Source organism: Bacillus pumilus (assembly GCF_038738535.1).
In the GTDB taxonomy this organism is placed as follows: Bacteria; Bacillota; Bacilli; order Bacillales; family Bacillaceae; genus Bacillus.
Map to the genome: position 1 here is coordinate 630,123 of NZ_CP046128.1, position 12,407 is coordinate 642,529.

9 protein-coding genes and 2 pseudogenes are annotated in these 12,407 nt (G+C 41.1%); all 11 read left to right on the forward strand.

Annotated elements, in window-relative coordinates; all coding sequences use genetic code 11:
* Positions 1-108 precede the first annotated feature (108 nt).
* Positions 109-1,308 carry an MFS transporter gene (locus GKC25_RS03125; RefSeq protein WP_034664928.1) on the forward strand — a complete coding sequence of 400 codons (1,200 nt, stop codon included), beginning with the start codon at positions 109-111 and terminating at the stop codon, positions 1,306-1,308.
* A 91-nt stretch (positions 1,309-1,399) separates the two neighbouring features.
* Positions 1,400-2,689, forward strand: a pseudogene (locus GKC25_RS18445) (condensation domain-containing protein); the annotation flags it as partial.
* Between the two features lie 141 nt (positions 2,690-2,830).
* Positions 2,831-3,961 (forward strand): annotated as a pseudogene (locus tag GKC25_RS18450) (amino acid adenylation domain-containing protein); the annotation flags it as partial.
* Between the two features lie 12 nt (positions 3,962-3,973).
* Entirely contained in the window at positions 3,974-5,869 is a 1,896-nt protein-coding gene (locus GKC25_RS18455; RefSeq protein ID WP_425389371.1) for a condensation domain-containing protein, read from the forward strand.
* A 23-nt stretch (positions 5,870-5,892) separates the two neighbouring features.
* Positions 5,893-7,407, forward strand: coding sequence for a serine hydrolase domain-containing protein (locus GKC25_RS03135; protein ID WP_262417082.1), 1,515 nt, complete (start codon positions 5,893-5,895; stop codon positions 7,405-7,407).
* Positions 7,370-8,350 (forward strand): C39 family peptidase, encoded by a 981-nt coding sequence (locus tag GKC25_RS03140; protein WP_034664706.1) that lies wholly within the window; start codon positions 7,370-7,372, stop codon positions 8,348-8,350. The genes GKC25_RS03135 and GKC25_RS03140 overlap by 38 nt, the downstream gene beginning before the upstream one ends.
* Positions 8,347-9,057, forward strand: coding sequence for a thioesterase II family protein (locus GKC25_RS03145; RefSeq protein ID WP_034664703.1), 711 nt, complete (start codon positions 8,347-8,349; stop codon positions 9,055-9,057). Before GKC25_RS03140 ends, GKC25_RS03145 begins: the two co-directional genes overlap by 4 nt.
* Positions 9,054-9,911: a 3-hydroxyacyl-CoA dehydrogenase family protein gene (locus tag GKC25_RS03150; RefSeq protein WP_034664701.1), complete on the forward strand. Its 858-nt coding sequence runs from the start codon at positions 9,054-9,056 to the stop codon at positions 9,909-9,911. Before GKC25_RS03145 ends, GKC25_RS03150 begins: the two co-directional genes overlap by 4 nt.
* A 14-nt stretch (positions 9,912-9,925) precedes the next feature.
* On the forward strand, positions 9,926-10,981 hold the full coding sequence (locus GKC25_RS03155) for an HAD-IIIC family phosphatase (protein ID WP_034664698.1): 1,056 nt from the start codon (positions 9,926-9,928) through the stop codon (positions 10,979-10,981).
* A gap of 27 nt (positions 10,982-11,008) precedes the next feature.
* Positions 11,009-11,278 carry an acyl carrier protein gene (locus GKC25_RS03160; protein ID WP_034664694.1) on the forward strand — a complete coding sequence of 90 codons (270 nt, stop codon included), beginning with the start codon at positions 11,009-11,011 and terminating at the stop codon, positions 11,276-11,278.
* The gene (locus GKC25_RS03165; RefSeq protein WP_034664692.1) at positions 11,265-12,407 is read left to right on the forward strand and encodes an acyl-CoA dehydrogenase family protein; all 1,143 of its coding nucleotides are present in this window, start codon (positions 11,265-11,267) and stop codon (positions 12,405-12,407) included. The genes GKC25_RS03160 and GKC25_RS03165 overlap by 14 nt, the downstream gene beginning before the upstream one ends.

Here is a 12,407-nt window from a genome sequence, read left to right on the forward strand (position 1 = left end):
TTAAATTAGGTAAAATGTATCAAGTTATGAAAATATTGTTATAAAAAGTAGAAGTGTAGAAAATAATGTATTATTATGGGTGATAATGAAGAGAAAATGGAGATCAATATGAAAAACAAATCATTTTACTTTTTATTAGGGGGACAATCCCTAGCTAATTTTGGGGATTCGCTATATGTCCTCGTTCTGACCATCCTGACATATCAATTAACAAATTCTACACTGATTGCTTCAATGGTGGCTGTTTCGCAGTTTGTTGGACAAGCCCTTGGAGCGGTACTCATTCCTTTCTTTATGTATCAATTTAAGCTGAAAAGACTCATTATCTATTTGCAAATGTGTCAAATTGCTTTCTTCGGTTGCTTGATTTTCATTTATATTCTACAACTATCAACTTTTACTATTCCTTTCTTTTTTATCATTGTATTTTTCCTGTCTTTGATAGATGGAGGAACCATTCCTGTTCGAAATTCGATGATCCCGCGTTTAGTAGAAAAGAACTTTTTACTAAAAGCCAATAGTTATATCTTAACTTCTGATCAAATTGTTCTTTTACTAGGCTGGCTTTTAGGAGGGCTGTTTATTGGTATTCTTGGACCGCAGTTTCTCCTATTGACGACACTTGTTTTATACAGTTTGTCGCTCATATCTATGCTCTTTATGATTGATACTGGGGCTGCAGCTAAACATGAGCAACAGTCTGAATCATTTGCTACAAGGGTCTTTTCAGGGTGGAAGCTCATGTATGAAAAGCCAACTATTCGAACATTAACGGTTTTAGAAATGCTATCCATGAGCGGTAGAAGTATCTGGACTGGAGCCATTATCCTTGTGTATGTCACAGAAGTCTTACACCAGCCTGAAACATGGTGGGGCTTTATTAACGCAAGCTATTTTGGCGGAACCATTCTAGGCGGCCTGCTCGTGCTGCGGTTCGCAAAGCATGTGGAACAGCGTTTGTTTGATCACATTTTTTACAGTTCGGTGATCGTAGCTGTGCTAACCCTTTGCTTAGGATTGAATCATTCAGCATGGATGAGTTTGTTGTTTGTCTTTTTATTAGGGCCAGCTTTTCAGCTTCGCAGCATTTCCATTCGTACCTATGTACAAGATACACTGAGTGAAATTGAATTGCCCAAAATACTGTCAGCTCAACATACACTATCAACTTTTATATACGGAATGTCCATCCTCGTTATGAGCACCATGACCGATCTCTTTGGGGCAAGAGTCGTCTTTTTTATAAACGTTGCTCTGTTTACTATGTCGGCTTTCCTAGCGTCTAGATTAAAAAATGAACAAATTTAGACATTTTATCTCAATTATTTACAAAAATACCGTTATATGATTTAATATGTTCGTAGAAATGTTAACTATATGAAAAGTAGAGGTGGCGTAATTGACTAGTAGTTTAGTATATTGGCCATTAACACATCCGCAGCGGCGCGTGATGAACATGGAAACATTTTATCCAGAAACACCGATCAATCATATTGGCGGTATCATTTTCGTCAATGGGCCGTTGCAGCTTGATAAACTGAAGCAGGCCATTGCATCTTGTATCATGATGACAGAATCTCTTCGTCTCAAGCTAGTAGAGAAAGATGGTGAGACGCTTCAATACGTTGATCCAAACGCCGATAATCCAATTCCTGCCTATGAGTTTTCCACACATGAAGACATGCTAGAATGGGCCGAAAAAGCCTTCAAAACACCATTTCAATTAACAGAAACCCCTCTCGCCGAATTTGCTGTATTAAAAGTCGGTGAACAACAATCCGGTTATTTCATCAAATGCCATCATACAGTAGCAGATGGATGGTCGATGAAAGTAATCATCGATAAAATTAGCCAGCTTTACACTGCTCTTACCCAAAGCTCCTCTATTGAACAAGAAGCAGATAATCATTCTGTATTTATTGTTAAAGAATCAAAATATATGAACTCCCCAAGATTTAAAAAAGATCAGCAATTTTGGAAAGAAGCATTATCTGATGTGTCTGATAGTTATTTGGTACAGGGAACTGACCAAATCAAAGGCCATCGGCACAGCCATTATCTTGATCGACAACTCTCAGAACGAATCTATGAATTTATAGATACCCATCATTGTTCAATCAACTCTTTATTTACTTTAGGACTCTTCGTTTATTTGCATAAAAGATACCAGCAAAAAGATTTTATTATTGGGACGCCAGTTCTCAATCGTTCCGGACAAAAGGAAAAAGCCACGTCCGGTATGACCGTCAGTACAATGCCATATCGAATGAAGATTGATCCTCATCTCTCTTTGTTAGAAAGTCTGACAGACGTTCAAAAAAGCTATAAGGCTTACTTCCTGCATCAGCGTTATCCCTATGATGCACTTGTCAAAGATTTAGAGCTTGCCAAAGCAGGATATAATCAGCTTTTTCAAATCTATATCAACTCCTACAGCACAAATATGGTGCAGGAGATGGAAGGATACAAAGTTGATTACATAGAGCTTTACAATGGCTTCCAGCCATATGGCTTACAAGTTGCTGTGAAAGAATGGGATGAAAAAGGGCAAATCGAGCTTCAATATGACTACAAGATCTCAGATTACAGCAATGAAGACATCGACTTTCTACACGAAAGAATGCTTCTCTTTGTCGAAACCATACTCGCTCAGCCAAAGCAGCTGTTAAAAGACGTACTTCTTATGACAGAAGACGAGGAACATCGAGAGCTATATCAATGGAACGACACAGGCGTGCTATTTCCACAGAAACAAAAAATCCATGAATTGATCACAGACATGTCAAAGACTTCTCCTGATCGAATCGCGATTCAGGACGGATCTTGTATCATGACATACGGTGAACTTGAGAGAAAAACCAATCAAATGGCTCATTTCCTACAAACACATGGCTTACAGAGGCATGACTTTGTTGCAGTATGTATGAATCATTCACCAGAACTTATCGTGCTGCTGCTGGGGATTTTAAAGGCTGGAGGTGCATATGTGCCGATTGATCCTGAGTATCCGCAGGAACGCATTCAGTTTATTTTGGATGACAGCCAGGCAAAGCTGTTTTTCACAGATGACGCATCTGCATACCATTTTAATGGCGATACGTACAATATCTACAACGTGTGGGATCAGTTGGATCAGTATGATGCGGTACATCCATTCAGTGGGGATGCTGAAGACGTCGCATATATGATTTATACGTCTGGCTCTACAGGCCAGCCAAAGGGAGTCATGATTGAGCACCGAAGCTTAGTGAACTATATCATGTCTGCCAAAACACACTATACTGATTCATCAGATGATCATTTTGCCTTGTATTCATCTATTGCGTTTGATTTAACCGTGACATCCATTTATACGCCATTGGTCATTGGCAGTACAGTGGTGATCTATCGTCAAGAGGATCAGCCAGGCTTTTTATTAGAACATATTTTGTTTGATCAAAAAGCAAAGGTCATCAAGCTGACACCAGCTCATATGGCACTATTAACAGATGCTGCACTGTCTCAATCAGTTGTGAAACGGATGATTGTGGGAGGAGAACAATTATCGACCGCTTTGGCCAAAAGAATCACAGAGGCAAGTGATGGAAGGATATCCATCTTTAATGAATATGGACCAACTGAAGCAACCGTCGGCTGTATGATTCATCAATTCCATCAAGAGGATGGAGGGACATCGGTGTCAATTGGTGTGCCAATGCCAAATACAGAGATTTATCTTTTAGATGAGAATCAGCAAGCCGTGCTGCCAGGGACAGTAGGAGAAATATATATTTCAGGCGCGGGTGTTGGAAGAGGATATTGGCAAAGACCTGATTTGCATGAATCGCGCTTTCTGCCCAATCCATTTGTAAGCGGTCGCCGCATGTATAGAACAGGTGATATAGCCAAACGAGCAAATGATGGAAAGATTGATTACATTGGCAGGATTGATCATCAAATCAAGCTGCGAGGCTACCGGATTGAGCTGGGTGAAATTGAACTTGCACTTATGGCACTTGAAGAAGTTGATAAAGCAGCTGTTATTGATCTAACCGATGCATCTGGAGAAAAACAGCTGGCTGCATATATTGAATTGAAAGAAAAAGAGCTGACGTCCTTTTTACTTAGAAAGAAATTATCAGATCAGCTTCCAGCTTATATGGTACCTGCCTATTTTGTTGTACTAGATGAACTCCCGCTTACTCAAAACGGAAAAATCAATCGGACAGCACTGCCTGATCCATTGCTGTCTCAAGTGGAAACAGCCGTTGAATGGTCCAAGGAAACAGCGGACATTGAAGAGATCATAGTAGATACAGCAAAAGACATCTTAGGGCATGAAACGATCGAACCGGCTGATCATTTTTATCAGCTTGGCGGTGATTCCATTAAGGCGATTCAATTTATTGCGAAGTTAAAAGACAAAGGACTCTATTTAAAAACCAAAGATCTTTTTACGTATCCCATTTTTAAAGAAATGGCACAAGTCGTTCAGCAGGAACCAGTCTTACATATTTCACAAGAGCAGGCTGCGGGCGATGTGAAATCGATCCCAATTATCGAATGGTTCTGGTCCCAGCGGTTAAAAGATGAACATTTTTGGCATCAATCCATCATTGTTCATTCAAAGAAAAAGATGGATGAAAGAATCGTGCAGGATGCTTTAAAAGAGCTGGTCATTCATCACGACGGATTAAGGTTAAAAGTACATGAGGCAACTAACACACTCTATTATGATGAAGACATTCATGATATTCCGCTGATGATACACGATTTCACGGCATTGTCAGAAGAGAATGTGGAAGAAGCGCTAAAAGATGTAGGGTGTCAGGTCAAGCAAAGGACTCATCTTTATCAAGGACCATTGATTCAGGCAGCGCTTTGTCAAACTGATTCTCAATCACATCTCATTTTTGCCGCCCATCATCTTTTAGCTGATGGTATGTCATGGCAAATTCTTGTGGAGGACTTGATTCAATTATTGCATGCAGAGAAGGTTACAGCAGAAATGCTTCCTTCTAAAACCCATTCCTATCAAACATTTACAGAGCGGATGAACCAGTATGCAGTATCAGAGGATGTAAAAGAGTCGTTCAGCTATTGGCAAAAAGCGGTGCAGCATATTCAGCCTCTGTATCAAGTTTCTTCAAATGAGGGATATGTCAGAGACGAAGTCAAATTAACCAAGGCATTATCAGTGGAGCTCACGGATCAATTGATCAATCAAGCGAATCAAGCGTATCAAACGCAGCCTCACGAACTGTTAATTTCAGCCTTAACGCAAGCCTGTTATCAGCAAACGAATCAAAAGCGGATTTCTTTGGAATTAGAAGGTCATGGCAGGGATGCTGTGGAGGAAGATATTGATGTATCTAGAACGTTCGGCTGGTTCACCACCATGTACCCTGTGAATGTTCATGTGTCTGAATCTCTCTCAGATCACATACGGGCTGTCAAAGAAACGATACGTGAAGTGCCAAATAAAGGTGCAGACTATGGGCTGCTCTCACTCATCAATAGGCAGCTTCCTGATCATTCAGCGCCGCAATTACGCTTTAACTATCTAGGTGAAATTGATCAGGTGCTGAAACAATCATCTGATTATGAGATGACTTACTTTACATCGGGGATTGATTCGTCATTGGATAATCCGTTAACAACCGTCATCGATATGGTCGCTACCATCAAGGGCGGCCAGCTGATATTCCATCTTTCTTTTAGTGCAAAACAGCTGTGTGAAACAGACATGACGCGGCTATTACAAGAGGTAGAGCGGCAAATTGAGCGTTTGGTACAGCATTGCTTAGAGAAAGAAGGAATCGAATTTACACCGTCTGATTTTGAAACAGTGGATATGTCTCTTGAAGAAATGGATTCATTATTTACATGAGGAAAAATCAGCATGTTATCTACATGTCATGTTTATTAGCGGTCTTATGGATAAGCAGCTTTGCTGGGGGGACACATGCAAAAGCAGTGATTTCACCTAAAGCCATTGATCAAGTGATAGAGGAACAGATGAAGCTTGGGCGCATTCCAGGCATGTCCGCTGTGGTTGTGAAAAAGGACGAAGTGGTGTACCAAAAAGGCTTTGGTTATGCGGATCGAAAGAAAAAGGAGCAAGTGACAGCCAGTACTTTCTTTGAAATTGGTTCTACATCAAAGGCGTTTACCGCCCTTGCTATTGTGGAGTTAGAGAAGCAAGGAAAACTTCATATAAAAGATCCAGTGAGCAGCTATATTCCAGGTTTTTTTCCAACATACCATGGAAAGCCTCAGCGTTTGACGGTGGAGCAATTAATGCATCACACAAGCGGCATTCCCTTTCAATCCATTGCGCTTATCCAGCCTGATACTGCAAAGGATGCGCTGAAAAAAACAGTTCATCAGCTGAAATCAATCGAGCTTAATCGCAAGCCAGGCAGCTCCTTTGAATATGCCACCATCAACTATGATGTCCTTGGTCTCATCATTGAAAATGTAACAGGAACGTCGTATGAGGCTTATATGAAAGAACTGTTTAAAAGGCATCACCTTGACCAAACGGAGGCTGGGCTAAAACGCATGAAGTCTGGTGTTGTCTCAGAAGGATTTAAACTGCAATTCCTTGCTCCGCATGCTTATGAAGCACCAGAATATCGAGGCAACACCCCTGCAGGCTATATTGTGATGAATAGTCAGGATGTGGGGACTTGGCTGCAATATCAATTGACCGATTCAACTTGGTCTCGTTTTGTAAAAAATCCGGATCACTTAACTGTGAATGTCCCAGATGAAGGGAAGCATGTCTATTACAATGCCGGCTGGTATATAGAAAAGGCGCATGGGCAGGTGGACTCGCTTTTTCATGCAGGCTCTAACCCAAACTATTCATCATTTTTTCTGATCCAGCCAAAAGAAGATATTGCTATCGGAGTGTTAGCAAATATGAATAGCAGCTACACCGAGCAAACGGCACGTCTTATTGCCAATACGATCGCGGGTACAAATGAAGAAGCAGAGTCATCAATAGATCCATTTCAGCTCATTGATCAATTGAGTTTAGCAGCGACATGTCTTTTTATTTTGCTGCAAATGGTGTCTATCGTTCGTTTTATCAAGTGGAGGAAGCGTGTAAGAAACGGCGCTTTAGTTCGCAGAGACATGTCACTTGGCGTCTGGCTGAAAAGCATCGGCTGGGTGCTGCTGCTAATTGGGATATTGCTCCTGCCAATGATTCTTTCGCAGCTAGCCTTTAATGGGCTGCCTTGGAAAATGACTTTTATATGGGGACCTTCCTCTCTCATTGAATTAGCGATTTCTTATTATTTGTTTTTCATTTGGTTTTGTACGATTGGTTTCATCAAAGGATTTATGGTGACATCTACTGCTGGAAAGAGAGGAAAAAAAGATGACCGTCAAACAGATTTCGGGCATTCATCCTTATAATGATTTGTTTTATCGAAGCTGTTTCTTCAATTGCTTTTTTCCAATTGTGAAGCTGCATGATCAAGAAGTCGCTCCATACTTATTAAATGATCAATTTGCCTATGGGCTTACAGATGACGGCTTGCTGCAGATTGACTGGATGTCGGCACACGATCCAGAAAAGATTATGAATTTACAAGGCATTCAAGTTGAAAAAATGACGTATTGTGTCAATCTCATTGAAAAGGTCAAACAAGATGTGACGTGTGACCGCCCTGTGATTGTTTGGGTAGACCCTTACGTTCAGAGAGGCAGAAAAGAGTATTTGACAACCCATAGCCGTCATTCAATTTTAATTACGGGTTTCGATGAAAATCAGCAAACATTTCAAGTATTAGAGAATCGGCATTTAGATAATTTGTCTTATGAGCATCAAGTGCTGTCATTTAAAGATGTACAGAAAGGGTATGACACCTTTCATGATCATTTTCAGCCGAATGATCAATTTCATTCTTATGCGTCCTTCTACTTTGAACCGGACAAGCTCTCGACTGAATTATTTGATCAAAAAACGACTTATTTCCTGAGAAATATGCATGGTCAGATAGACGTAATCGAAAAAGGAATTACAGCTCTTGAAACATTTTATGAGCAATTTCCGCAATGGGATGATATCGAGAAGCTCGTGGCGTCTTTCAATCAGATCATCAATACGAAGAAAGTGGAGCTGTATCGGCTGAATCTCATCAAAGGCGATCTACCTGAGCTGGTGGGATGGATGGAACGTATTGTATCAGAATGGGAGAAAGCGAGGCATCAGGCAGCAAAACTCCTTTTCTCAGGTGAGATGTCTAGTAGGTACCAAGCCAATATCAAAGCTTCTTTAGAACAAATCATTCATGATGAAAAACACTGGCTGGAAGCGTTGGCAATCAAATGCAAAAGGAAGTGTGGCGTGTCGTGAAGTTATTTTGCTTACCGTACGCAGGTGGGGCAAGTACCGTATTCAGTACGTGGAAATCTTATATAGACCAGTCGATAGAAATTCATGCCCTTGAACTCCCTGGGCACGGGACAAGAATGACAGAGCCTGTTCTAACCGATTTACAGCAGGTCGCAGATGATCTTTATGTACAGGCGTCCTCCTCTTTAAAAGAAGGAGAGCCCTATGCCATTTTCGGTCATAGCATGGGAGCCGTCCTTGCGTATGAATTACAAAAAAGAATGAAAACAAGGTTAAACAAAGAGCCTGTCCATGTCTTTTATTCTGGGCGCTTTCCACCACATATTCCAGAAAAGAAAGTCTATCATCAACTGTCAGATTCCAAACTAAAAGAGGCGATCATTGCGATGGGAGGCGTTCCTGAGGAACTTGCCGATAACCATGCAGTGCTTGATTTCTTTCTGCCGATTTTAAGAGCAGACTTTCAGCTTTTGGAGACCTATCTGTGTGATGAAGTCGTTCCAGCTGCTTGTCCAATTTCTATTTTTTATGGTACACGTGATTTGCCTTCTGTGCTGTTCGATTTAGACGATTGGGATCAATATACAAGCGAAGATTGTGCGTTTTTTGAATTCGATGGAGATCACTTTTTTATTCATTCATTAACAAATGAAGTCGTAGAAAAAATCAATGTCATTTTAAAGCGAATTGGAGTGTTGGAGAAATGAACACGAAGCACGTAGGTGTGATTGGAGCAGGTGTGATGGGGGCTGATATGGCATTAGACCTTTCAGCAAATGGCTATCAAGTCACATTAGTTGATGTCACAGAAGAAAAACTAAATGAAGCGCTGGAAAAAATCAAGAAGACCTATCAACTGGTTCAATTTGTGAGAAAGAAGAAAATCTCATTGTCTTTAGAAGATGTATTGTCTCAAATCCAGCTGTCAACTTCACTTGAAGGCTTACATGACGCGCATATCGTCATTGAAAATGTGACGGAAGATTGGGAGATTAAAAGACCCATTTATGAAGAGCTGCGAGATATTTGTGCGAAAGAAACCATCTATTTTGTAAACACGAGCTGTATTTCGATTACAAAGGTAGGGTCCCTTATGCATCACCCTGAGAAGGTCATTGGGGCGCACTTTATGAACCCTGTTCCTCTTAAAGCGTTGGTTGAAGTGATTAGAGGAAAAGCAACTTCTGATGACACAGTTGAAACCGCAAAAGGTTTCTTGAAATCGTTTGATAAAACACCTGTTGTGGTGCATGATTTTCCGGGATTTGTTTCCAACCGTGTGCTTATGCTGACAATCAACGAAGCGATTTGGGCGGTGCAAGATCAAGTCGCCACACCAGCAGATGTCGATAAAATTTTCCGTGGGGGTTTCGGCCATAAAATGGGACCACTTGCGACAGGGGACTTAATTGGACTTGATACGATTTTGAATTCATTGCTTGTTTTATACGAGAGCTACAAAGATCCGAAGTTCCGTCCATGTCCTCTACTTGTCAAAATGGTCGACGCAGGCGAGTACGGCAAAAAATCAGGTAAAGGCTTTTTCCAATATGACATGTGAGAGGAGAAAAACAAATGGCTAAGCAAATCAAGTGTGTTGTCTGGGATTTAGATCATACATTATGGGATGGAATTTTACTTGAATCAGATGAAGTGATGTTAAAGCCTTCGATGAAGGAAGTGCTAACAGAATTAGATGAGCGCGGTATCCTTCTTTCTATTGCAAGCCGGAATGATGAAGCAGCCGTGAGGGAAAAGCTCTCCGCCTTTGGGATCGAGCATTTCTTTCTCTATCCAGAGATTCATTGGAATGCCAAATCTAGTTCTTTAGAGAGAATCAGCGAGCGCCTAAATATTCATAAAGATACCATTCTCTTTATTGATGATCAGCCATTTGAACGAGAGGAAGTGAAGGCTGTTCATCCAGAGATTACGTGCTGGGATGCAGTGGATTATATGTCATTACTCACTGATGATCGGCTGCGTCCAGTCTTTATCACAGAAGATGCCAGACGACGCAGAAGAATGTATTTAGAAGCGGACCAAAGGCAGCAGGAAGAAGAGAAATATGAAGGGCCGCCTGAGAAATTCTTGGCGTCTTTACATATGAAATTCGTGATTTCAGAAGCAGGAGAACAAGACCTCCAGCGAGCTGAAGAACTGACCGTCCGTACCAATCAATTAAATGCGAGCGGGAAAACCTATGATTATGAAGAACTTGATTTCTTCCGTCAATCAGATTCTCACTTGCTGCTTGTCTGTGAACTTGAAGATAAATTCGGTTCCTATGGAAAAATTGGACTCTCATTAATAGAAGAAACAGGCGACACCTGGCATGTCAAACTGCTGCTTATGTCTTGCCGCGTCATGTCTCGTGGTGTCGGGACCATTTTACTCACAACGATTTTGCAAGAAGCGAAAAAGCGAGGAAAGCGCCTTGTGGCTGACTTTAAACAAACCGACCGAAACCGCATGATGTATATCACATACAAGTTTGCGAATTTCAAAGAAATCGAGAAGGGGGAGGATGGCTATATCTTGTTTGAAAATGATTTAAGCATGATTCAGCCTTTCCCAGAATACGTAGATGTCAATATTGAATTAAATCAGAAAGATCCAGCCAAACAATAAAAAAGCGAAAAGCGAGGAGATTAAATCATGAACCTACACGAACAAGTAAGAGCCTATATCGAGCAAAACCTAGTGGTATTTGATGAGGAAATTGAGCTTGGAAATGATGATCATATTTTTGAACAAGGCTTTGTCAATTCTCTATTTGCGATGAAACTAGTGAACTATATCGAACATGATTTTCACTTCCAATTAGATAACGAAGACCTCGACATTGCTCATTTTAGTACGGTCAATCGCATTGTCGCCTTAATTGAGAGAAAACAACAGGGGGCCGCTCTTCATGAAAACAGCTGAACAAACGATCGATGCCATTGAAGAAATACGACAGTATTGCGATGAACATATCCGTCCTTTTGCCAATGAATTCGATGAGACGGAACATTTACCAGAGTCGCTCATTCGAGATATGGCGAAAAGAGGCTACTTGGCAGCAGGTATACCGTCTTCCTATCAAGGGCTGGGGCTTGATCCAATAGCATATGGACAGTTCACGGAACAAGTGGGAAAAGCTTGCTGTAATGTACGGACATTATTGACAGTGAATTCACTCGTAGGAGAAGCCATTCTTCGTTATGGAACAGAAGACCAAAAACAAGGCTGGCTTGTTGAATTAGCTAAAGGAGAAAAAATCGGTGCCTTTGCTTTGTCAGAGCCGAATATTGGTTCAGATGCCAATCATGTTGAAACAAGCTATCAAAAAGAAGGACAATCCTATGTATTAAATGGGAAGAAAAAGTGGATTTCCTTTGGTGCGATTGCAGATTTCTTTATTGTGATTGCAAGAGACGGTGAACAAGTCACGGCATTCCTTGTCGATCGAGATCAGCCGGGTGTAGAGATTGAGAGAATTACAGGAATGATGGCCAATCGAGCATCATATCTAGCGGAAATCACTCTAGATCATGTCCAGGTGCATGAAGACTGTGTCTTAGGACCAGTTGGGGGCGGATTTAACCACGTGGTGTCACTCGCATTAGACCATGGAAGATACAGTGTCGCTTGGGCAGGACTTGCCATCGCACAAGAAGCCGTTGATTCTCTTGTCACGTATTCACGTAAAAGAACACAGTTTAATGAAAAATTGTACAAGCATCAAATGATCAAAGGCATGATCGGAGATGCGGTTACCCAGCTCCATGCAGCGAGAGCCTTATGCCTAAAGGCTGGAGAAATGAGAGAAGCGAATCATCCTGATGCGATCACAGAAACATCCATTGCAAAATATTTCACCTCTAAAATCGCCGTTGACATTACAAATACAAATGTCCAAATCCATGGCGGAAGTGGATTTAGCCGGGAAAACTCAGCTTCAAGACTATATCGTGAAGCGAAGGTGCTTGAAATTATTGAAGGAACTTCGCAAATTCAGCAGCAGGTTATTGCTAACTATGGTTTACGCCATTATTTCGTGAAACATTCTTAG